The following is a 22,899-nucleotide window of genomic DNA, read 5'->3' on the forward strand; positions in this document are numbered from 1 at the left end:
ATAATTCTCCTTTACATAATTCCCAAGAATGTCAGCGCAATCGCCAATACCATCGTTGCGATGATGATCCCAAGATAATGAGGACCCTTCTTAACGATAAAGAAATACATTCCTAATACTAAGGCGAACGGTAATAAGTCAGGTAACATTCCATCTAAAATCTTCTGAACATTTACGGTACTATTGCTATTCTTGAACTGTAATGCAATTGGAAATTTCACATAAGCAGCTGACAGACACCCAATCATATACAATCCAACAATGCTGGCAATATCGATAACCTTTTTAATCGCACCAGAATGCAGAATACTTAAAACGGAACTTTTCCCGAGTGAGTATCCTTTATTGAAAAGGAACCATGACCATCCATACGACCAAGCAATATAGATTAAGCCTGGAATGAAAGCTGCGAGAATCGATCCCTTCAGTGCCATTGGCACAAAAATTGCGAGAGGAATCGTAGCAACAATACCTTGATCGACACTGTCACCAATACCGGCCAACGGTCCCATAAGGCCAATCTTTAAGGAATTAATAATCTCAGGAGTTACCTCCTCATTACCCATAGCCCGTTGCTCTTCCAACGAAATAGTAATACCGTGGATGATACTCCCCCAGTCGCAATTGGTGTTAAACATTTGCACATGACGCGCCATGGCAGCTTCAAGTTCTTCTGGCTGATCCTTATAAACCTTGCGTAGAATCTTATTCAATGAAAAGCTAAAAGCAAGCGCTTGCATCCGATCAAAACTAACGGGAACTTCAACGGCAGTTGTCCATTTCAACCATGCCCAGAACAAGTCACGCTTGGTCACCTTTTTAGTTGGAGCCTTCGTTACCTTTTGTGACGTTTCTGGTGTCATTACTTCTTCACTCATGCGTAATCCTCCTCATCATCATCATGTTGCTTAAACAGCGACGAAATCATTGCGAAGCAGACAGCGAACACCGCCCCAGTCAGCATTGAGAAGCCCATTACTGCATACATGTAGAAGCCAAGTGCGAAGAACGGAATGTACTGCTTTTTCCCCATGACTACAAGTGTGAGAGCAAACCCTAACGCTGGCAACATATTACCAGCGTTTGCCAGACCATCCATCGCCCAGGTCGGGATCGCATTAATGAATGCCTTAACTAATCCGGAACCGAAGTAGGTTGCGACGAAAACAGGCGTAAAATAAAGTACGAAGTTCGTTGCCCAAGGAATAAGGAATGAGAAATACGATAAAGTGCGATATTTATGTTCCTTTACCAACTTGTCCGAATACGTTGTATAGAAAGAATTAAATGTGCGACGTACATTATTCAGCATGACGCCCAATACACCGAATGGAACAGCTAATGCAACAGCTGCAGAGGGATTCAAATTGCTCATTAACGCAGCGGGAATCGCAATACAGGCAGCCAATCCTTGGTCACTTGGAATATTCCCCCCGGCTTCAATCCCGCCCATATATAGCAACTGGATTGTCGCTCCGTAAAGCAGCCCTTTTTGTACATCCCCAAACACCAATCCGATGAACACCCCTAGAACAACAGGCTTACGGAACGCGAAAGAAACGAAATACGCAGTCCGACCCATCGACAACCAATAAATGATGCCGACTAAAAATGCTTTGAATAGCATGGCTCATCCTCCAATTATTAATCTAACTTTGCAACAGCATTTGCCAACGACTCAGATGGATAATCAGGAGTAGTCTGCAGATAGACTTTTATTCCTTTGGATTCAATTTCCAAAAGATCATCTGCATCCTTTCTGTCAAGCGTAATTGCATTGTTAACCGCCTTGCGACCTGGTCCACCTCCCAATCCACCAATTTGTACTTCCTGCAACGAAAGACCACCCATCACAGCTTTATGAATCTGCTCCACACTCTTGAACAGTAACATTACGTGAGCCTTATCGAAGTCTCCATTTTTCTGAGCGGCGATTCCTTGCTCAACAGTTAAAATTTTGATTTTAACACCTTTAGGTGCTGCCATCTTAAAGACATCGACCATGAATTCATCCTTCGCTGTAACATCATCAATCGTCACGATTTCATTGATGTCACACTGTTTAACCCAACGCGTGATAACCTGACCGTGGATTAGTCGAAAGTCGACACGTGTTAATTCAATTGACATATGTATCTCCCCTTTCTGCTTTCAACAACGACTTCATTCTGACATCGCTTTCATTTTTTAGCCATAGTACAAGAGAACAAAAAGCGCTTCCAAATTTGTACGGTTTGAAGTATTGAGCAAATTATCACTTTTTCATTTCATAATATCCCCAGGATTTTGCACATGTGAAACACTTGTCGCATCAGGCATAAGGCCCAAAATCCGTTGTAAAGTTCAGAAAATTTTTGAAAGAATACTAAACGGAATGTCCATCTGTGTAAGCGCTGTATTCAAACATACAATAATCTGCTTATCTTTTGTTCCAAATGACCATGGTGGCAAAAATGCGCAGGTGGGATGATACTAGTGGAGGTGAAAGTAGTATGAAAAAATTTGAAAACACAAAACGTATTCTTGATAGTGGAGCATTGGCAGTTGTCAGGGCAAAACCTGAACGAGTACTAGAAATTGCAGAAGGCATCCTAAAGGGCGGCGTCCCAGTAATGGAAATTAGCTATACTAACTCTGACGCACCTATGGCGATTGATGCTGTACATCAAAAATTTGGAGACAAATTGCTGGTCGGTGCTGGTACTGTGAATAATGGAGCTACAGCTAAGGATGCAATTTCCCATGGCGCTGGATTTATCTATTCGCCAATTTTTGATCAAGATGTTATGTCGCTTGCTAACGAATACCAGATTCCGTACGCACCCGGATGCAGTACAGTAACTGAGGCAATGCATGCGCTTCGTGCTGGTGCTACATTTATTAAGTACTTCCCATATGGTGGGCTTCTCGGTCCAGAAATTATTAAAACAATTAAAACTCCAATTCCTGATTTGCCAATGCTGGAGTCGGGCGGCGTTAATGCCAGCAATATCACAGCTTGGTTCGAAGCAGGTGTTGAGGTTGTCGGCATTGGCGGTGCTCTTTCGAAGGGGACCCCTGAGGACATTGCAAAGAGTGCGTCTGAGATCCGAGCAAAGATTGACGCATTCCGGGCGAAATAATATGAAAGAAGCACATACATCAACTCGGGATGACGTTCAAGAATTCATGACCCGTGAACTTTCTGCTGTCAAATACGCCGTAGAAAATGTGGATCCGAACGTTGAAGAAGTTGTTAAAGTAATTGAACAGTGCCAGGGTAGAGTAATCTTCTCAGGTGTCGGCAAAACTGGTCATATAGGGGCTAAATTAGCTGCAACTTTTGCAAGCCTTGGCACTCCTGCCTTCTTCGTACACGCAACAGAAGCAATGCATGGCGACATGGGAATGATTAAACGAGAAGACGTTGTAATTTTGATCAGTAATTCTGGCGAAACGAAAGAGTCACTGGCACCTATTCCCAGTATCCGCCGGATTGGCGCGACAATCGTTTCCATATCACGCTCATCAAACTCTAGCCTTGCAAAATTAAGCGATATCGCAATCGTGCTTCCCGTCACTGATGAAGCAGATGATCTCGGTTTGGCGCCAACGAGTAGCTCAACTGAAGCACTGGTTCTTGGAGATGCAATCGCCTTAACAATAGCTCGCCAAGAAGGCTTTACTCGACGAGACTTTGCAGGATTTCACCCTGGAGGTGCTTTAGGTAAACAGCTGTTGAACGGCGAAACTGCAGTTTAAAGTATTCAGTAACCAACTGCTCAGATATACCCAATACAGAAACCTATCATCACAACATAGACTAACCAGAAAGAACTCATGATTAGAGTTCTTTCTGGCTTTTTTATAATGATCCATGGCCACCTCATCAAATTAACGAAAACTATTAAACTGCTAAAGTACAATCTGATCGAATTCAAAAAAAGTGATCGCATTCTGCGATCACCTTATATAACAAAATGTACGACTTAGCCCGGTTAAGCCGTTACCGCTTGACTCGCAATATACGCCTTGGCGTTCATTGCGGCGTGCCGGCCAGAGTTGACGTCATGCGCACAGGCAGAACCACCAAGCGTGATGGTATAAACGTCACGATACTGCATGGTGCTGTCCATACCAGCGACATACAAACCAGGAATTTTCTCGAAGTCGTCAGTGATGACTTCAAACTTCCGGTTAGAGCCGACCCCGCCGATGCCAATCAGGTTCGACGGATCCAACCGTGCAATGTAGAATGGGCCTTCATCCAAGGCCACCAGCATATCGGCATCCTTGTTGAATTCCTCATCTTTCCCGTTGGCGGCAAACCGGTTGTATTGCTTCAAGGTGTCGACCACGGCATCAACTGGTAAATCGACTGCCTTGGCGAGGTCCGCAAAGTTATCCGCCTTGAACAGCGAGTTGCCTTCGTTAGTTTCGACCGCCTTGGCCAGGACCTCATCGGCCCCATCGACCCCAGCCGTGATTTGGTCATAAATCTTCTGGCTGAAGATTTCATAGGTGACTTTGGTCGACTTGATCGCCATCCGCTGATACAACAAGTTGTCCTTCTTGACGTTTTCATTGACGAACCGCGCGCCGTCCTGGTTGACGAAGACCACTGGGCCACCGCTTGGCAATGACATGAAGCCATTAATCGGATCGATGTACAGGTGCACGCCTTCATGCGGCAAGGCCTGAATGTAGTTCATCATGAACTCTGGCGATTCCAGCAACATATCCTTGGCCCCTAACGACATGGCCATTTGATAGCCATCGCCAGTATTACTTGGCATCGAGCAGTAATGCAGGTTCTTAGTTTGCCAGCCTTGCTTGGCAATCAGTTCAGCATTGTGGCCGACCCCACCAGTGGCCAGCAACGTCGCCTTAGCGTTAATCTGCAGCGTTCCATCTGGACTATCGGCGTAAACGCCAGCGACACGCTCGCCGTCGCGAATAATGCTCGTAGCACTGGTGTCGAGGATAAATTTGACCCCAAGTTCATCAGCGCGCGCCTTCATATAAGGCACGTAGCCGATAGAGGCAAAGCCACCCTTGAACCAGTGGAACGTTGGGAACATGCAGGTGTCGTGATAACGATCCACATGCGTCAGTTGTACGCCCTGCTTAACCAGCCAGTCGATGTTTTCAGCCGAGTTGTTGACCAGGTCGACCCAAAATGAGCCATCAGCCCGGTATTGGCCTAGTTCCATTTCCCGAGAGATAATGTCTTCTTTTTCGGCGTGGATGCCGGCCGCTTTTTGCATGTCGGTATTAATCCCGAAGATGCCTTCAACACCGCCGCCATTCCCGGCAACAAAGGCGTTCTTCTCGAGGACGGTAACTTTGACGCCATCTTGTGCCGCCTGCACGGCAGCGGCTAACCCGGCGATACCAGCACCGATAATCAAAAATTCAGTGTCGATGACCTTGTCGACTTTCGCCGGAGCCTGCCGCCAATTTTGATAATCATCGTTAGCAGTCGCTGCTACGGTCGTGGTGGTCGATGCCGTCTTCGGCGCTGCGGTCCGCTGATGATAGTCCGCAACATTTCCGCCGGCTTGTTTAACCGCCTCACCAACCGCGTTCAAGAGGCCCTTGCTGGAATATGACGCGCCAGTCAGCGCATCGATATCTAACGTTTGGTCCTTGATAATCTTCTCGGGAATCTGCGTGAACACGGCGTCTTCTAGCGTATTCGGCACAATCTCTTTTTCCGCTGTAATTTTTTCAATGCGGTTATGATCAATGTCGACACGTAACTTGGTCGAATTGTTCTCGTAGCCTTGCGCCACAACGTGATACGTACCAGACTTCAAATTAGCCATAAAGTTTTCCTCCTATACTGAACAGGTATGGGGTACCTGTGAATCTATGAACAGCGTAGCACATAAACCGCTTTCAATATAATTGAATAATGTTATGATTAATAACGGAAGCTTATGAGAAGAAGGCGTTCACGATGAACATGGATCATTTGAAACTCTTCACGAATTTGGCGGAGACACTGAATTTTTCGCAAACCGCCAAGAACTTGCACCTCACCCAACCGGCCGTCACCCAAGCCATCAACTCACTGGAGCAAGAAGTCGGGTTCAAACTCTTTAAACGCACGAAACGCCAAGTCTCCCTGACGAAAGGTGGCCACGTCCTCTACACCAACGTTCAGCCATTGCTGATCAAGTTTACCACCGCCGTGGAAACCGCGCGGGTCGCCCAGGAGCGTGACGTCGCCACCTTATCCATCGGCTACACGGAGACCTATTACGAGTTGCAGCAATTTCCTAAACTTATCAAGGAATTCAATAAGTTGCATCCTGCTTCGCATGTGTACCTCGAGAACTTTGATCACAATTTATTGCGGCAACATCTGCTTAATCAGGAGTGCGATGTGACTTTTCCGATGCAGGACAGCATTCAAGACGACCAAAATATTGCCTTCATCCCCTTGATTACCGGCCGGTTTGCCTGCATCGTGCCCACCAGCAATCCCCTGGCCAACCACACCACCATCGACATCACTGAACTGGCTGACCAGACACTGATTTTTCTCAACGCCAACCAATGCCCGCCACGCCAGTTTGCCATTCAGCAACTCCTGCAAAAAGCCTGCCCTAACGCCAACTATCTGTACTCGGACTCCATCATGTTGGATCATACGCTGGTGAAAGGCGGCTTAGGCATCGCCATCATGGTGACGGCCGCCAGCCGCGCCGATGCGCCGGACTTTCGTGTGATTCCGCTGGATTACCCAGGTTGGCGCCCTTACACCTATGGCATGGCGGTGTTGAAGCCCATCGACGATCCGGTGCTGAAGCAATTCATCGCCTGCGCTCAGCGCATTTTTCACTAATCAAAAAATGAGGTGAGCCAACTTCGCGTTGGCTCACCTCATTTATCGTTTAACTCAGCAGCACCGCATCATCGGTCAGCTCGCTGCCACTTTGTTCCTTAAACATCCGCATCAGATCCGGTACGGTGAGGCCTTGCTTCTCGGCCCCGCCGACGTCGACGACGATGCGGCCGTGGTCCAGCATGATCAGCCGGGTGCCGTACTTGATCGCGTCTTGCATGTTGTGGGTAATCATCAGCGTGGTGATGGACTGCGCACGCACCAGTTGGTCGGTCAGCTGCATCACCGTGGCACTGGTTTGCGGGTCAAGCGCCGCGGTATGTTCGTCCAGCAGCAATAATTCGGGCATTTGTAGCGTCGCCATCAGGAGGGTAATGGCTTGGCGCTGGCCGCCGGACAAGAGGCCGATTTCCGCGCTCAACCGGTCTTCCAAACCGAGGTTGAGGCTGGCGAGTTTTTCCTTGAACAAGGCGCGGTCGCTTTTCTTCACGCCGGGCCGCCAGAAGTTGCGCCAAGCCCCGCGCCGCAGCGCGAGACTCAGATTTTCTTCTACCGTCAGCAACGGGGCGGTGCCGGATTTGGGATCCTGGAACACCCGGGAAATTAGCTTGGCGCGCTTGGCGACGGTTTGGTAGGTGACGTCGTGGTCGGCGATTTTGATTTGGCCGTGGGTCACCGGCAGCGACCCGGCGATGCTGTTAAGCAGCGTCGACTTGCCGGCGCCGTTCCCACCGATGATGGTCAGGAATTCGCCGGGCTCAAGCGTCAGGTCGATGCCTTGCAGCGCGTGGTTTTCGTTGACGGTTCCTTGTTCAAAATACTGATGCAGTGCTTTGATTTCTAAGGCTGGCATGTTAATCCTCCGACATCCGTTTGCGATTGGCCTGGCGCTGTTCCCACTGGCGGAAGCGATTCTGCACGGTTGGAATAGCCAGGAACAACACGAGCATCAACGCGTAGAACAGGCGCAGGTAGTTCGGGTCGACTCCCAGTTCCAGCACCAGCGCGATGATCAGGCGGTAAATAATCGCGCCGCCGATAATGGTGACGAGGCGCATCCCGAAGCTCAAGTTGTGCAGGAAGATTTCGGCGATGATGATGGCAGACAAGGCGATGACCAAGGTGCCGATCCCCATGCTGACGTCGGCGTAGCCATTGGACTGGGCCATGAGGCTGCCGGCCAAGGCAATCAAGCCGTTCGACACCATGTAGACGATGATTTTCATGTTGTCGTTGTTGATGCCGTTGGCGGCGCTCATCGCCTGGTTGTTGCCGACGGCGCGAGCGGCCAGCCCCATTTCGGTGTTGAAGAACATGACCAGCAAGGCGATGACGATCACCACAATGATGGCGCCGATGACGATCACCGTCGTGGTGTCATCCCCCACTGGGAAGCGCGAGAAAATCGTCTTGAGCTTCGGGTCGGTGGTCAACGACAGGTTCGACGTCAGGCCCATGACCCAGAGGTTAATGGAATATAACCCGGTCATGGTCAAAATCCCAGTTAACAGATCTGGAATTTTCAGCTTGGTGTGCAACAACCCGGAGACTAACCCCGCCAGCGCCCCGGCGATAAAGCCGTAAAGCGTGGCGGCAATCGGGCCGTGACCGGTGGTTAAGGCGCGGGCCGTCACCGCAGCGCCGAGAGGAAAACTCCCTTCAGCCGTCATGTCGGCGATGTCCAAAATCCGAAACGTCAGGTACACGCCAATCGCCATGATTGACCATAAGAATCCTTGTGACACACTCGAGGTGATAATACTCATCATGTCCTCCAACTATTGGTTTGCGGGTTACTCGACGTCTGCGTCAGAGAGCCCAAACAACTGCATCATTTTTTCGTTCTTGATCACCGTGACCTTGGCCGGGGTTTCGACCGGCAGGTTGCTGACCTTTTTACCTTTGAGAATCTTGATGGCCAGCTTGGCGGTTTGCACCCCGAGGTCCTTGTAGTTAATCCCTTGGGTGACGACCCCGCCGGCTTCGACCATCGTGCCGGCGCCGGCCACGACTGGCACCTTGGTTTGCTTAGACACCTTGCCGACGGTGCTCATCGCCGCGGCCATGGTGTTATCCGTCGGCAGGTAAATCGCGTCGCTTGCCCGCGCGACCGACAGCGTGGCTTGCTCGACGTCGTTGGTCGAGCTCACCGTGCGCGTCACGACCTTGAGCCCAAGTTGCTTGCAGGCTTTCTTGGCGTCCTTGATTTGCACGATGGAGTTTTGCTCGGAGGCGTTATACACCATGCCGATGGTCTTGGCCTTGGGGAAAACGCGGTGCATGTACTTGACTTGCTTAGCGATGTTGACCAGATCGACGACGCCGGTGGCATTGGTGCGGGTGTGGCTCATGGACTTGACGACGCCGGCGGCCACCGGATCGGTGACGGCGGTAAAGACCAGTGGCGTCTTGGCGTCAGCCTTTTGCATGGCCTGAGCCGCCGGCGTCGCGATGGCTAAGTTGACATCGTTGTCGTCTTTGGCAAGGCGCTGGGCCATGGTGCTTAAGTTGGCCTGATCCCCGTTGGCATTCACGTAATCGATTTTGATCTTGTTGCCCTTGTAGCCTTGGCGCGCCAGTTCTTGGGTGAAGCCCTTGCGCGCATCATCCAGCGCGGTTTGGTTGATCAACTGCAGAATGCCGACCTTGACGGTATCGTCTTTGGCGGCGGCCTGCTTGGCACAGCCGGCCAGCCCCAAGGCGGCAACGGCGGCGACGGCAACAAGTACACGAGATAGTTTCATTTTTTTACTCCCAGAAATTGTCTAATCAATGGCCAACAGAAAAGCCAGTCACTGGATGCCTCCACGTGACTGGCTTGTCAATTCCCGGGAAAAGAAAAGCCACATGGAGAAAATCCCTGTCCATGTGGCGTGATTGCACGTTAAGTGGTGCCGGCCATCATGGATGTAGACCCGCGGTCCACATCCATGATGCGAACCGCTATCCGAAGAAAAAGCCGGCGAAAAAGGTGCGATTTAGTTGTGTTGGCTGAGTTCGATTCATGTTCAACACTCCTTCGACAAACTAAGCGGTTCTGATTGTCTCTGAGATTACACTCACCTATTTCTCATGTCAAGCACAGTTTGAGAAAACTTGGTCGCACGACCGGCGATTCTTCACTTCTGGGAGCACTAAAAGCCTATTGCACCGCCTTTGCTGCGGCTTCCACTTGGGCTTGGGTCAGGCCAAATAATTTCATCCGGGAAGCGTCGGTGACCAGGCGAGTCTTGGCTGGCTTCTCGATAGCCATGCTGCTGACCTTCTTGCCCTTGAGAATCTTGACGGCCATCTTGGCGGTTTGCTTGCCGAGGTCGTGGTAGTTGATGCCGACGGTGGCGACACCGGCGAGTTTGATCATCGTGGCGTCGGCGTTCACAACCGGCGTCTTGGTTTTCTCGGAGACCTTGCCGACTGTGGCCATCGCCGCGGCCGCGGTGTTATCGGTTGGGATGTAAATGGCGTCACTCTTGGCGGCTAAGGCTTCGGTTGCTTGTTGCACGTCGTTGGTGGTGGCGGCAGTCTTTTCAACCACCTTCAGGCCCAGCTTCTTGATTTCGGCCTTCGCAATCTTGATTTGGAACACAGAGTTGGCTTCGGCAGCGTTGTACAAGAGCCCAATCGTCTTGGCCTTGGGGAACAGCTTGTGGGTGAAGTCGATTTGGCCTTTGACGTCGACCATGTCGGTGACCCCGGTGGCATTTTTATCCGGCTTGGTGACGTTGCTGGTGAGGCCGGCCGACTTCGGGTCGGTGATGGCGGTGAAGACCATCGGCGTGTCCTTGTCCGCGTTTTGCAGCGCCTGGGCGGCCGGGGTGGCGATGGCCAGGTTCAAGTCGTTTTTGTCCGACTTGAGGCGGTCGCTCATCGACTTGAGGTTACTTTGGTCGCCGTTGGCATTGAGAAAATCAATCTTAATTTTCTTGCCGGTGTACCCTTCTGCCTTAAGTTCGCTCATGAAGCCGTTCTTGGCGTCTTTCAAGGCGCTTTGGTCGATGAGTTGCAGGATGCCGACCTTAACGGTGTCGGACTTGGCGGCGGTTTTCTTACCGCAGGCGGCGAGGCTTAAAACGGCGGCAGTAGCGATTAACAAAGTGCTCAATTTTTTCATTTTCATGGTAATACCCTCCTGGTGGTTGCGCGATTGCGCGATGATTGGTTGTCGTTGGTTTCGGCTTGCGCGGTTGGCCGTCCGCGGTTGCCCCAAAACAAAAGCCGGCCACTAGATTGCTCCAGTGGCCGGCAATTTCTTTTCCGGAAAAGAAAAACGCCACATGGAGGAATCTACGTTCATCCATGTGGCGGTTAATGTCAGCTTAAAGTGCTACGCCTATCATGGATGCAAACCTGCGCTGGTTTGCATCCAAGCAAACCAGCTATCCGTAATAGCCGTAGTAATAGGCGTTATTCAAATGGGTTTGGCGGAATCGTAACATCGTCAACACTCCTTTTGTTTGCACTGACCAGTTGAACTGGTATGTGATGAGAATACCGTTAGTGTTTTCTCATGTCAAGCTTAATTTCAAATTATTTCGCAGCGGGCACGGTGAAGTCCGCTGGGTCGACATCCCAGGCTCCCTTGGCAAAATGCTGACCGTCGCGCGTGGTGAAGGTGGTAATCGTCGCGTTGCGCATGATGTCCCCGACCTTCGCCTCGGGCCAAGTGCGGCCTTGCAAGGCGTTGAGCAACATGCGGAACACCAAGCCGTGGGCGACCACGAGAATCGTCCCGGTGGGATGCGCCGCCACCGCCGTTTGGATTACCGGTAGCGTCCGCTCGGCGACGTGTTGGAAAGGTTCGGCCCCGATGCGCGGCGCGACCTCGGCATCAAATCGCGGAAAATCATTGAAGAACAGGTCTAACCCGGCCGGATCGTTGTTTTCCTCGGCGGTTTTGCCTTCCCAGCTGCCGAGCACCATTTCCCGCAGGGCGTTGACCGGTTGCACCGGCGTCTGCGTTGCATAGTGATTCTCCTGCATGATGAGCGCCGTCGTGGTCAACGTCCGCGGCATGTTGCTGGTTAAGACCTGCGTAAAGCGCACCTGGCTTAACGCGTGACCCACCGCCTTGGCGCCGCTGACCCCCAGCGCCGTCAAGGGCTTATCGATGATGCCACCATTAAAGCCATTATTCACATTCACCAGTGTTTGCCCGTGTCGCACAAAGTAAAAAGTCGTCATGATGTCCTCCGTTTCTGCATCCTAGTATACACGAAACAGCCGGCGGAAAAAGGCGGACAAACAAACGGGACTGGCCGCAGGCCAATCCCGTTTGTCGGTAGGGCACCGCGCTTACGCGTCGGTGACCACCAGATATGTCATGTCTAACGGCCCGTGCACGCCGACGACCAGCACCATTTCGATATCACCGGAATTCGACGGCCCGGTGATGAAGTTGATGTTCGACGTGGTCAACCGGCCGGCCTTGAGCTCGGCGTCGTAATAATCCATCGCCTGGCGCGACCGCGGCACGATGCGACTGGCCGGCACCAGCGCCAGGTAATGCGTCGGCAGGAAGTGAAACGCCCGGCCCTGCCCCGGCGTGGTGGCAACGGTGATCGTCCCGGATTCCGCCAGCAACATATCGGCGCAGCCGATCGCCACATCCGCCGTTGCCGCGGCGTTGAGATTATCCTCGCGGCTCGCCCCTGGCACCCAGTATTGCGGCGTAGGCGTCACCTGTTTCACCCAGTCGCTTAAGCCGTATTGCGCCAGCCGCTCATCGGTGGGTAACAATAAGGTCTTGGGCTGTTGATTGGCTAAGTAGGCAGACAGCGCCGCCGGTAAGTCCGCCTGCGCACTGGTGAGAAACGTCACGTGCACGGCTTCGCTGTTTTGCTTGGCCAACGCCAAGAGCTCCGCCGGCGACTTCCCCGCCAGCGTGGTTTCCGGCAAATCATTTAACGGCTGAAACGGGTGGTCCTGCAACTGGTGCCGCGGCCGCCCAGATTTTTCGGCAATGGCGTTTAAAAACGCCTCTCGATTGTCATTCATCGGCCCGCCTCCTGCAATTGCTTGTGCTGCTTGAACCAGCTGCGGAAGTTATCCTTGGCCCGCGGCGGCCGCGGCATGTCGCGAATCACCGTCCAGCCACCGAGAATAAACGGCAGCTTGGACATGATGCCGTCGCCCATGAAGTAATTCTGCGCGGTTGGCTCCTGATGGTGGCTCAACAGCGCGGTCATGCTGTGGTCGACGCTGATGCCCATGTGGAAAATCGCCGGCGTCCCCGTCGCCAGCCCGAGCGCCTTGTAGGTCACCTTGTTCAGCCCGGTGTCCATGTGCAGCTCATTCATCATCACTTCGCGGTGTTTGATCAACAGCGAATGAAGCGGGATTTTCACCGGACAGGTTTCCGTGCAGGCACCACACAGGCTAGAAGCAAACGGCAAGTCGCCGAATTGCTTGTAGCCCCGCAGCACCGGCGACAGCACCGCCCCGATTGGCCCTGGATAAATCGAACCGTAGCCATGGCCGCCGATGTGGCGATACACCGGGCAGACATTGAGGCAGGCACCGCAGCGAATGCACTGCAGGACTTCCTCGAATGGCCCGCCGAGCGCGTTCATGCGCCCGTTGTCGACGATGACGATGTGATACTCCGTCGGCCCGTCGCTTTCCCCCGTCGCGGCCACGCTACTAAACGAGCAATAACTGGTGAGTTTTTGGCCCACCGCCGAGCGCGCCAGCATGTTGTCGAGCACCTCGGCCTCTTTCAGGCTAGGCACGAGGCGTTCCATCCCCATGACCACCACCTGCGTCGGCGGAATGGCCATCGTCAAATCGCCGTTGCCTTCGTTGGTCACGAGGTTCACCATGCCAGTGTCGGCGACGGCGAAGTTGCAGCCGGTGATGCCCATGTCGGCCTTGAGGAACGACGCGCGCAGATATTCCCGGGCAAACCGGGCCATGTGTTGCGGATCATTATCGCCTTTGTAGCCAATCTTGGCGAAAATCTCGTGAATCTGGTCGCGGTTCTTGTGCAAGGTCGGGAACACGATGTGCGTCGGCTCGTCCCAGTCGTCTTCTTGCAGGATGAACTCGGCGAGGTCGGTTTCCAGCAGCGACAGCCCCGGAATCTTCAGCAATTCCTGGTCGAGGTCGATTTCGGTGGTGACCATCGACTTGCTTTTGACGACATGCTGCACGTGCTTGCGCTCGGCCAACTCGCGAATGTAGGCCGCGGCTTCTTTGTCGGTGCGGGCAAAATAGACATGCGCGCCGCGCTTTTCCGCGTTGTCGGCGAATTCTTCGAGGTAATCGGGCAAGTAGCGCACCACGTGTTGGCGAATCTGCTGGCCGAGCTCACGCCACTGCTCCCAGTGGCCAAGCTCGTTGCGCGAGGCGGTCCGTTTCGTCCACTGCGCGTCTTGGGCCTTGGCCACCGCTTTTTGCATGAAGGTGTCCTGTTCGGATTCGGCGAGGCGCACCTTGAACGGTTTATCGGAATATGCGATTGCCATGTTACGCCTCCTTGATCAATTCTGCGGTCATCCCCGCGTCATGCGGCCACTCGGCAAGCGTCAGCGGGTCGTCTTTGACGTAGGTCACACGGCTCATGTCAACGTTGTGGTTCAACACCTCGGCCAGATGCATGATGGTGATCTTTTCGCCGCGCCGGTTGAAGCGCCCGCCGATGTTCATCAGGCACGCCGGATCGCAGGAAATCAGGACCTGCGCGTTGGTGGCCAAGACGGAATCGACTTTTTCGTCGACCATTTGCTTAGAAATCTCGGGCTCCTTCATCGAAAACATGCCGCCGAAGCCGCAACAATTCTCCAGATTCGGCAACGGCAAAAGCTTCAGGCCCTTCACCCGCGCCAACAAGGCATACGGGCTGTGGCGCTCACCCAACAGGCGCGTCATGTGGCAGGAGCGGTGATACGTCGCCGTCGCGTCGAGCTCAGCGCCGGCATTGGAGACGCCCAGCACATAATAGAGAAACTGGGAGAACTCGTAGGTCTTGGCCGCCAGCACCTTGGCCTTTTCCAGGTACACCGGGTCGTCTCTCAGGCGCACCACGTATTCCTTCAACATGTTGACGCAGGAGCCGGCCGGCCCGACGATATAATCGGCGTCGATGCTGAGCAGCGAATCGACTTCGTTGCGCATGACCTTCTGGCTTTCGCGCACGTAGCCGGAATTATTGGTAATTTGGCTACAACAAATCTGCCGGCTGGGCAATTCGGTGTCGCAGCCGAAGCGCTCCAACACCTCTACCATCGCCTTGCCAACGTTTGGAAAGACGAGGTCGACCACGCAGGTGGAAAAAATAACCACTTTCATTGGCTTATCCTCCAGATTAGAATAATGACGGTTTGATATTCATTCTAATGTGAGTATAACGCAAACAAGCAGTTAAAGTAAGCGGTTGCGGCAAAATCGCGCAGAAAAAAAGCCACCGTCTCCGGTGGTTCGCTTAAGCGAGGATGCCCTTAAATGTGCCTTCATCCAGCCACGACTGAATGAGCTCCGCCGCCATATTCTCCGAATCCGCGTCGGGCAGCTGCGGGTGCACGGCCTGCAACAGGCGCGCCAAGGTGGCCGGGGACACCGCGGTATCCGCCAGCATTTGCCGCATCATGAACTGATTAATCTGATCGATTTCTGCCGCAGTGAATTGGTGGTTCAAAAACGCCAGCGAACTCGAATGAATCTTGAGTTGCCCACAAATGCGCGTCAAGACATCCCCAATCAAGGCCACGTCGTTATCAGTCATGTCATCACTCCCCCTGTGATGTTAGTATACGCTACCCCGGCCAAAAACCGGCACAAAAAAACACCAACCGGTCAGCGGTTGGTGTCTGCAGGCAATTACTTGCCCAGCTTAGTCTTGTCCGTGACTGCCAGCTTGTCGTCAAACGTGTAAACGACAGGTTCGCCGGTCGCCATTTCCAAGTTGATGATGTCTTCGTCGGAAATGTTCTCGATGTACTTCGTCAAGGCGCGCAGAGAGTTACCATGCGCCGCGATGATGACGTTCTTGCCGGCCAGCAGGTCTGGGGCAATGTGGTCTTCCCAGAATGGGATAACCCGTTCCAAGGTGACCTTGAGGTTTTCACCACCTGGCACGATGCGTGGGTCCAGGTTGGCGTAACGCCGATCTTGGGCCGCAGAGCCTTCGTCGTTAGCGTCCAAAAGGGGTGGCAACGTGTCGTAAGACCGACGCCAGATGTGCACCTGTTCGTCGCCCCACTTCTTCGCTGCTTCAGCCTTGTTTTGGCCCTGCAATGCGCCATAGTGGCGTTCGTTCAGGCGCCAAGTCTTCGTTTCAGGAATCCAGAGCTGGCCGGATTCTTCAAGCGCGTAGTGCAGCGTCTTGATCGCGCGGGTCAAAACGGAAGTGTATGCCTGGTCGAATTCCAAACCGGCTTCTTTGAGCTTGCGCCCAGCCGCCTTGGCCTCTTCAACCCCTTTTTCGCTCAGGTCGACATCCACCCAACCAGTGAACTGGTTGGACAAGTTCCATTCACTTTGACCGTGACGGATCAGCACTAATTTTGCCATTCGAGAATTACCTCACTTTTATAATTTGCCAGCTAGTGACAGTTTTTACAACTCCTCAGTCTACTATACTTTCAGAAAAAACGCGACTGCTTTCAGCCACTTCGTTATAATGGACGCAAAGCGGAAAAGAGGACCCCCATGAAAAAAATTTGGCCCACCATCACGGTGCTGTGGCTTGCCAGCATCGCCTATTTTCTGATTTACGCCAACTCCCCGGCCCTGCGCGCCACCGTCAACGGCTCTGGTGCTTGGTCGATCGTGCACGGCATCATGGATCTCGTGCTATTCGGCGGCGCCTTGGCGCTAATTCTGCACCTCATCGACCGGATTCGGCACCCGCGGGGATAGCCCGCGAATGCTGGCCAAACAAAAACGGCACCGGAAGCGGTGCCGTCGTGCATTAGTCCTTCGGCTTGGCAATCTTTTTCACACCCAGCACATCCAACAGGAACGTAAAAATCGGGATCCCGACGATCAGCCCCCAAATCCCAAACAGCTCCTCGCTCAGCATCAACACCACAAAGGTGAAGAACACGGGCAGCTGGGTGCGGCTGCTCATAAACTTGGGGTTCAGGACATACGCCTCAAGAATATGAATGACGATAATCATGATGATCAACACCGCCACGTTTTGCCAGCCGCCGACGGTATACCCGATCAGGGTCAACGGCACCACGGAAATGATGGCGCCAGCCACCGGAATGAGCGACAGGATGAACACCATAACCGCCAGTGACGGCAGGTTCGGCATCTTCAAGATGATCAAGGTAATGGTCGTGATGGCCGTGTTGACTAAGGCGATGAAGATCTGCGCCTCGATGACCACCCCAAAAGTATTGATGAATTTATCGGCGAAGTATTTGAGGTCGGCGAAGTACCAGCCAAACGGCGAATCAAGGAAGCTTTGGCCGAAGGTTTTCAGCGAATCGATTTCCAGCGAGAAGAAGAAGCTGAGAATCAGCGAAATGACCAGCGTGACGCCCATGGCCCCGATGCTCCCCGCATAGGCGAGGATGGTCGACACGCCGCTTTGAATCTGCTCCTTGAGGTTCATCTGGTTGAACTGGGTGAGCGCCCACTGCATGATTTGGTTGTGCGCGAATTCCTGGCTGTTATAGAACCGCAATACCGAGTTGAACAGGTTGGTGGTGCCCTTGACGATGGCCGGCACGTAATGGACGACCACGTAGAACATGCCCAACAACACTAACAAATACAGCGGCGCAACCACCGCGACAGCCGGGACGTGAAAATGCCGACGCACCAGTTTGATGACCCGCGTCACCAAAAACGCAAAGATGAAGGTCAACAGAATTGAGCTCATGATGCTGCGCGCCAGCCATAACACCAGCACCACGCTGGCCAACACGCACCAGCGGCGAATGGGCACATTGGCGACAAATTTTTCGTAACGAGACATGGTTTCCTCCTCCGCGGACTTCGGAGTTATTTTAACACATGACAACGGTTGCGGCCCGTTGCCCAAGAAAAGGGCGCGATTTTAAATCGCGCCCTGTTTCGTTTGCCTGTTGCCCAATCCGGTTACTTGAACAGCTTCTCCGTTTGCGCCGTAATCGGCTTGGCGCTAGTCAGCGCACCGCGGATGAAGATGCGATTGGTTTCGCCCTCGGTAGCCGACGCGCAGGTGATCAGCGTAATCAGCTTTTTGCCTGGCACGTCGTCGATGACCTCGACGTGACTTTCGTAAATCACGGCCTTACTGGTGACCTTGTATGTGTACACCTTGGTCAAGTCGGTGATGTAGACGTTATCGCCGCGCGTGACGCCTTTCAGCGGGGAAAAGAGAATCCCCTTGTTGGTCATGTAGTGCCCGGCCAGCGCGTAGTTGCCTTCACCCATTTTCTGATCCGGCTTCATCGTCCCGGCGCCGGCAGACAGATTGCTGTTGGCCAAGCCCTTGAAAATCGGCAGCTTCATCTTGACGCTGGGCACGGCAATCATGCCGATGGGCTTCAGGTTAGCCCCGGCGGCCTTGCCCACGGTGGTCAGGTCCAAGGCGTTGACGGCATCGAAGTCGAAGCTACCCTTGACCTTTTCGTTTTGCTTAATGGTGTCCGCATCGAGGTGTTGGCTGGCGCGATTACCTAATAAATCGACAACCCACAGCTTGATGGGCTCGTTGAACACCAGCGCTAGGCCAATTAATAACCCCAGCGTGAGAAAAATCCGCCAGGCCCAGACGCGCCCGCGATGCGGTGACTTGGTGCCCTTTTGCTTCGCCATGTCTTACCTCCATACCTGTTTTGTCGATTATACCACGTCTACCTCGGTGAACGGCAGGGTCTCATCAAACCCCAATGGCGCCGCTAAGTCGATAAAGTCGGGACCGGTGGCACAGCCTAGCGCCAACACCCGCACCCCGGCCGCTTTGGCCTGGGTGATCGCCGGAGCCAATTCCGGAAAGCGCTCATGATAAATGGTCATGCGGGTGATGCCTGGCAGTTGCACGATAAATAACAGATAGGCCTGATAGCCCGCCTGCTGCGCGAGCGTCAGCGTGTGCACATGCTTGAGCCCGCGGGTGGTCGGCGCGTCAGGAAACGCCGCCAGCGTCCCGTTGGCCAAGGTCACGCCTTTGGTTTCGGCAAACCACTTGGTGCCCCCGGCGTCGCTGCCGGCAAAATCCAGCCGCGAATCGCCATAGGTCGTTTCCGGATGCACGACATACGGTTCGCGGCAGCCCGGCAACTGCAGGCTGCCGTCTTGAAGCGCCGCCCGCACGACGCGGTTCGGCGCCAGACTATCGATATTGATCCAGCGGCCGTCGCGTTGCACCGCTAGCACATCGAAAGGCGTCTTCCGCTCGGGGTTGGCCGCCCGACGAATACTAATGGGGTTGCCCGCCACCAACAACTCCTTGTTCCGCCCGGTGTTGCTGAGGTGAGCGGCGACCGCGGTGCCGTCTTGCCGCAACACGGTCACCGTGAAGCGACTGACGCGCGCCACGACCGAACCGATTTCGCACTGACCATAATCCATGTCTGCCTCCAAAAGAAAAAGGGCGTTCCCGCCCTTTGCTGCCTACCTGACGACAATCACCGAGCACTCCGCCTCGCGGACAATTTCCGCGGCGACGTGGCCCAGCCGATTGCGCCCGTGTTTCGTGTGGGAGCCAATGATGATGAGATCCGGCCGAAACTCTGGCGCGATATCTTCGAGAATCACCCGCGCCGGCTTACCTTCGCCGATCAACGGCTGGACGTCGGTGGCGCCAAACGCCTCCGCCTTGTCGACATAGGTGTTGAGGTGCTCGGACATCTGGGCGCGACGCGTGCTCAATAGATCCGGCGATAAGGATTGATAGATGTTGAGGTCCCCGGTTTCCAACACGGACACGATGCCCAGCGGGATGCCGTACACCTTGGCCAAGGTCGTCGCGTAGTTAAACGCTTTTTGGGATGATTCGTCGTCATCGTCATCGACCGCCAACAACAGGCGGTTGTAATGCATGGATTCAACTTCAAAGTCGTTTTCTGTCACCATGATGGCTGCCTCCTAGTTTTCGGTGTCGCCTTTGTTCTCTGCGAAGTACTGCTTGTAGCGCCCAATGTAGCCGAAGAACGCGTATTGCATCAGCGCCCAGCGCTTGAGGTTCATGTCCTGGTCGTAAAACACGGTGGTGCCGGTACGGTGCTGGCGAATCAGCTCCAAAGCCGTTTGCTTCTCGGCGTTTTCGCGGGCGTATTGCTTGAACACACGCTTCGGGACGCCGAGCCACAACTTGTGCTGGCTGTCGTCTTTGTTGCCATACACCGGCTCAGCGTCGGCCAAGTCGCCGACGATGTAGTCGCGCATCGGCCACTGCGCCAGGTTGTAGCCGTTCAAGGTGACGAAGAAGCTGCTGCGGCCCTGGCGAATGTTGATTTCAAACAGCTTGAAGGTATCGTCGCGCCGGTCGTATTTCATGTCGAAGTTGGCAAACCCGGTGAACTTGATGTCCTCCAGGAACTTTTGCATGCGTTGGTACAACCCGGCGTTATACTCTGGCAAAATCGCCACATAGTTGCCGATGGCCGCCGGCGTCGGGTCTTCCAGTAAGGGGTGACCCAGGCACATCATCTTGACGTGGTGATGCTGGTCAACATAGGCGTTGAGCACGCGCATGTTGCTGTCGTCGCCGGGAATGAAGTCCTGCAAGATAATGTCGCTGGTGTAGCCATTATCGTAAATCTTGCCGATGACGTCGTTGAGTTCCACCTGCGAGTGAATCGTGAAGGCCTTCTTGCGACCTTCGAAGTGAATGTTCAGCCACTCGACGGAGTTCGTCGGCTTCAAGGCAATTGGAAATTCAAACGGCGCAGAAATCGCCACGCCACTTTCATACATCGCCTTGGTGACAATCTTGGTCGCCGGGTACGGCAAGTCATACTCGTCGCAGACCTGATAGAAGCTTTCCTTGTTGTTCAAGCGCCGCAACAAGTCGTAATCGACATAGGGACAGATGAAATGCGCGGATAACTCCGGCTTGTGCTTGGACACCAGCTCGGCGTAGGTGTCCCCGCAGGCGATGATCAACAACTTGCCGGGATAATCGCGGTTGGCCTCGGCCACCTGGTTCATGCCGTTGATAAATGCCGGGTCGGAATCAAAATCAGGAATCAAATGTACGTTGACAATTTTCGAAAACCGGGTCGGTGCCAGCGGAGCCCGGGCGTATAGATCAACGACGCCACCAGTCAGCTCATGAAACGAGCGGGCCATGCCGTACGCGTTGATATCGCTCCCCAAAACGATTGGTTTAAAGTCAGGTATTGCTGTCATCAATTAACTCTCCTCTACCATTGCCCGCAAGCCGGGCAAAGCACTGGAGCCATTATACCACAGCCACTGCGGCCGCAAAAAAACAGGACCCGCCGGTTATGTTCCGCGGCGAATCCCTAAGTTAAGGTAGCACTCGGTGTTGCGTTTACTACTAATTGTTTGTTGGTAATACTGCGACACCTCTACTACTTTATTCACTTGTACGGGTTCAACGAGTGTTGGTTACATTGATGTTGCCAGATAACTTGGCGTTGTGTGGTGGTAATCTCACCCGATAAACATCTATTCGAAACTCATTGTCCCGTTTGGATGCTGAAGTCTTGTTATTAGACTCATACCTCCAGTTGTTCATCTAGGTTGCTTACTCTGTGATGCTGTGGTGGCACAGTATTGATACTGCTGTCACCGGTCTCTAGTCGTTTCTGCGGGTACCAAATGTGTTGAACTCACATGCACTTTCGAGCGGGTTGATCTTGAATCGTGGTGCGTGTTGCTTTGTTCTCACCGAGTAGCGCTTCCTTAACTTTGATTAAAGTATAGCATGGCCTCCCCAGTTTTGCAAGCGCTTACTAAATAACAAAATTTAAACCGCATTTGTTATTCTATTGCGGTGCTACGCATACAAAAAAAGGCGATTTCTCGCCTCAATCGACTCCCCGCGCCAGCCTTAAACATTTCTTAATATTCGAACTGCCGATGCCGACTGGCGGCGCCGTAACCAAACAGGTGCAACCGCCGCCGCTGCGCGTCAATGCTAACGATGTAACCCGCGTATTCGCTCGGCGTGTTCAACAGGCGGTCCTGCCGCCGGTTGTAATTACTGGTCAGCGCGTGGTACCGGCCCATGAGCGCCGAGCAATTCAGCATGGCGTACAAGATGCCGTTGACGCGGTAGTTGACCTCTTCGTGCCAGTGGCCGGCCAAATACGCGATAATGCCGCCTTGCGCCGCAGTAAAATCAAACTGCACCAAGCCACCAAAATCCGTACCGCCTGCCGCAGTCAACGTCCCGGCGGTGTGGGCATTAAACGCCCGCAGCAACTCGTGGAGCTGCTGGCCATTAAAGCGCAACCCGCTGCGATTTTGATGCACCATCGCCGGGGCGTGCGCCATGATCAAGACCTCGCGCGTCGCCGCCGTCGCCAAAATATCGGCCAGTTCTTGCAGCTGACCGGCGGTGACGGCCAGCGTTTTTTTCACGTCGTAATTCTTGCGGCCATGCTGCCAGCGCACCGGCACGTCGCTAGTGTTGAGCGTGATGACCCGCACAGTTGGCGTGTCGAACCACTGCAAGCCGTGGCGCGTGATGTGCGGCCCGGCCGGCTGCGCCGCCACGGGCTGATACACGAGGTCGTTAAACACCCAAGGGTGAAAACTGCCGGAAAAGCGCGCGTTGCGCTCGGCAAACTTGTCGTTGTCGTCGTGGTTCCCCTTGGCGATGACAAACGGCACGCTGTCCGCCACATAGTCGTTGACCAGGTTGCGCAGCCGCCACATCGTCAAGAAATTGGGCTCCGAGCCGTCGACTAAATCGCCGAGGTGGACGCGCCAATCGATGGGCAACTCGCCGGCCAGCCAGTGCTGCTCTTGAGTGTGCCACAACCCGTTTGGCCCGTAAAAGGTCCGGGACCATTGCGTACGGTCGTGGGTGTCGGTGATCACCGCCAGGTTCAAGTCGGCGGCGACGATTTGCGGCCGCACCCAAGCGGCAAAGCGGCCCAAATCCTGCTTGGCAAACCGCCGAATCGTGATGTTACGCGAATGTCGTGTCATCGTTT

Annotated in this window: 25 protein-coding genes; 4 read left to right on the plus strand and 21 right to left on the minus strand. The window is 53.6% G+C overall.

Translation table 11 applies throughout. The annotated features are described in order from the left end of the window. Positions 1-11: 11 nt before the first annotated feature. The 3 genes from FD02_RS07800 to FD02_RS07810 are packed head-to-tail and all read right to left on the minus strand — an operon-like array spanning position 12 to position 2,130. Entirely contained in the window at positions 12-878 is an 867-nt protein-coding gene (locus FD02_RS07800; RefSeq protein WP_054721841.1) for a PTS system mannose/fructose/sorbose family transporter subunit IID, read from the minus strand. Further along, positions 875-1,627 carry a PTS mannose/fructose/sorbose/N-acetylgalactosamine transporter subunit IIC gene (locus FD02_RS07805; protein ID WP_054721840.1) on the minus strand — a complete coding sequence of 251 codons (753 nt, stop codon included), beginning with the start codon at positions 1,625-1,627 and terminating at the stop codon, positions 875-877. The genes FD02_RS07800 and FD02_RS07805 overlap by 4 nt, the downstream gene beginning before the upstream one ends. Before the next feature lie 17 nt (positions 1,628-1,644). Further along, positions 1,645-2,130 carry a PTS sugar transporter subunit IIB gene (locus FD02_RS07810; RefSeq protein ID WP_054721838.1) on the minus strand — a complete coding sequence of 162 codons (486 nt, stop codon included), beginning with the start codon at positions 2,128-2,130 and terminating at the stop codon, positions 1,645-1,647. A gap of 362 nt (positions 2,131-2,492) precedes the next feature. Between FD02_RS07810 and FD02_RS07815 the strand changes: the two genes are divergently transcribed. Together FD02_RS07815 and FD02_RS07820 are read left to right on the plus strand one after the other, a co-directional pair. Continuing rightward, a complete protein-coding gene (locus FD02_RS07815; protein WP_054721836.1) occupies positions 2,493-3,122 on the plus strand; it encodes a beta/alpha barrel domain-containing protein in 630 nt (209 codons plus the stop codon). 1 nt (position 3,123) lies between these two features. Next, positions 3,124-3,741, plus strand: a complete 618-nt coding sequence (locus FD02_RS07820; protein ID WP_054721834.1) for a KpsF/GutQ family sugar-phosphate isomerase — start codon at positions 3,124-3,126, stop codon at positions 3,739-3,741. Between the two features lie 236 nt (positions 3,742-3,977). On the opposite strand, the gene FD02_RS07825 is transcribed toward FD02_RS07820, so the two are convergent. Continuing rightward, positions 3,978-5,807 (minus strand): FAD-dependent oxidoreductase, encoded by a 1,830-nt coding sequence (locus FD02_RS07825; protein ID WP_056951557.1) that lies wholly within the window; start codon positions 5,805-5,807, stop codon positions 3,978-3,980. A gap of 134 nt (positions 5,808-5,941) precedes the next feature. On the opposite strand from FD02_RS07825, the gene FD02_RS07830 reads away from it, so the two are divergent. Further along, complete coding sequence (locus tag FD02_RS07830; RefSeq protein WP_054721831.1) at positions 5,942-6,832, plus strand: LysR family transcriptional regulator; 891 nt, start codon at positions 5,942-5,944, stop codon at positions 6,830-6,832. Positions 6,833-6,881: 49 nt separating this feature from the next. Here FD02_RS07830 and FD02_RS07835 read toward each other — a convergent pair whose 3' ends face one another. From FD02_RS07835 to FD02_RS07880, 11 genes are all read right to left on the minus strand, one after another. Continuing rightward, entirely contained in the window at positions 6,882-7,685 is an 804-nt protein-coding gene (locus tag FD02_RS07835; protein WP_054721830.1) for an ABC transporter ATP-binding protein, read from the minus strand. A 1-nt stretch (position 7,686) separates the two neighbouring features. Beyond that, complete coding sequence (locus FD02_RS07840) at positions 7,687-8,598, minus strand: ABC transporter permease (protein ID WP_054721827.1); 912 nt, start codon at positions 8,596-8,598, stop codon at positions 7,687-7,689. A gap of 27 nt (positions 8,599-8,625) precedes the next feature. Then, positions 8,626-9,576: an ABC transporter substrate-binding protein gene (locus FD02_RS07845; RefSeq protein ID WP_056951559.1), complete on the minus strand. Its 951-nt coding sequence runs from the start codon at positions 9,574-9,576 to the stop codon at positions 8,626-8,628. Positions 9,577-9,974: 398 nt separating this feature from the next. After that, entirely contained in the window at positions 9,975-10,949 is a 975-nt protein-coding gene (locus FD02_RS07850; protein WP_056951562.1) for an ABC transporter substrate-binding protein, read from the minus strand. Then, complete coding sequence (locus FD02_RS11525) at positions 10,879-11,130, minus strand: hypothetical protein (protein WP_235806702.1); 252 nt, start codon at positions 11,128-11,130, stop codon at positions 10,879-10,881. Before FD02_RS11525 ends, FD02_RS07850 begins: the two co-directional genes overlap by 71 nt. A 229-nt stretch (positions 11,131-11,359) precedes the next feature. Next, positions 11,360-12,013, minus strand: a complete 654-nt coding sequence (locus FD02_RS07855) for a histidine phosphatase family protein (protein ID WP_054721820.1) — start codon at positions 12,011-12,013, stop codon at positions 11,360-11,362. A 111-nt stretch (positions 12,014-12,124) separates the two neighbouring features. Further along, the gene (locus FD02_RS07860; RefSeq protein ID WP_054721818.1) at positions 12,125-12,826 is read right to left on the minus strand and encodes a LutC/YkgG family protein; all 702 of its coding nucleotides are present in this window, start codon (positions 12,824-12,826) and stop codon (positions 12,125-12,127) included. Next, entirely contained in the window at positions 12,823-14,295 is a 1,473-nt protein-coding gene (locus FD02_RS07865) for a LutB/LldF family L-lactate oxidation iron-sulfur protein (protein ID WP_056951564.1), read from the minus strand. The genes FD02_RS07860 and FD02_RS07865 overlap by 4 nt, the downstream gene beginning before the upstream one ends. 1 nt (position 14,296) lies before the next feature. After that, positions 14,297-15,118: a (Fe-S)-binding protein gene (locus FD02_RS07870; RefSeq protein ID WP_056951566.1), complete on the minus strand. Its 822-nt coding sequence runs from the start codon at positions 15,116-15,118 to the stop codon at positions 14,297-14,299. A 133-nt stretch (positions 15,119-15,251) separates the two neighbouring features. Beyond that, a complete protein-coding gene (locus FD02_RS07875; protein ID WP_056951568.1) occupies positions 15,252-15,551 on the minus strand; it encodes a hypothetical protein in 300 nt (99 codons plus the stop codon). Between the two features lie 95 nt (positions 15,552-15,646). After that, on the minus strand, positions 15,647-16,339 hold the full coding sequence (locus FD02_RS07880; protein WP_054721812.1) for a 2,3-diphosphoglycerate-dependent phosphoglycerate mutase: 693 nt from the start codon (positions 16,337-16,339) through the stop codon (positions 15,647-15,649). Positions 16,340-16,477: 138 nt separating this feature from the next. Here FD02_RS07880 and FD02_RS07885 point away from each other — a divergent pair, with 138 nt between their 5' ends. Next, complete coding sequence (locus FD02_RS07885) at positions 16,478-16,687, plus strand: hypothetical protein (protein ID WP_056951570.1); 210 nt, start codon at positions 16,478-16,480, stop codon at positions 16,685-16,687. 52 nt (positions 16,688-16,739) lie between these two features. Here the strand turns inward: FD02_RS07885 and FD02_RS07890 are convergent, their stop codons facing one another. The 6 genes from FD02_RS07890 to FD02_RS07915 form a co-directional block, all read right to left on the minus strand. Beyond that, positions 16,740-17,759, minus strand: a complete 1,020-nt coding sequence (locus FD02_RS07890) for an AI-2E family transporter (RefSeq protein ID WP_056951572.1) — start codon at positions 17,757-17,759, stop codon at positions 16,740-16,742. A 122-nt stretch (positions 17,760-17,881) separates the two neighbouring features. Further along, on the minus strand, positions 17,882-18,583 hold the full coding sequence (locus tag FD02_RS07895; protein WP_054721808.1) for a class A sortase: 702 nt from the start codon (positions 18,581-18,583) through the stop codon (positions 17,882-17,884). A 27-nt stretch (positions 18,584-18,610) separates the two neighbouring features. Continuing rightward, positions 18,611-19,339, minus strand: a complete 729-nt coding sequence (sfsA, locus tag FD02_RS07900) for a DNA/RNA nuclease SfsA (protein WP_054721806.1) — start codon at positions 19,337-19,339, stop codon at positions 18,611-18,613. Between the two features lie 42 nt (positions 19,340-19,381). Beyond that, complete coding sequence (locus FD02_RS07905; protein WP_056951574.1) at positions 19,382-19,843, minus strand: universal stress protein; 462 nt, start codon at positions 19,841-19,843, stop codon at positions 19,382-19,384. 12 nt (positions 19,844-19,855) lie between these two features. After that, positions 19,856-21,121: a carboxylate--amine ligase gene (locus FD02_RS07910; RefSeq protein ID WP_056951577.1), complete on the minus strand. Its 1,266-nt coding sequence runs from the start codon at positions 21,119-21,121 to the stop codon at positions 19,856-19,858. A gap of 678 nt (positions 21,122-21,799) precedes the next feature. Beyond that, positions 21,800-22,894: a metallophosphoesterase family protein gene (locus tag FD02_RS07915; protein ID WP_056951579.1), complete on the minus strand. Its 1,095-nt coding sequence runs from the start codon at positions 22,892-22,894 to the stop codon at positions 21,800-21,802. Positions 22,895-22,899: the final 5 nt, after the last annotated feature.

This window comes from Lacticaseibacillus nasuensis JCM 17158 (assembly GCF_001434705.1).
In the GTDB taxonomy this organism is placed as follows: Bacteria; Bacillota; Bacilli; order Lactobacillales; family Lactobacillaceae; genus Lacticaseibacillus; species Lacticaseibacillus nasuensis.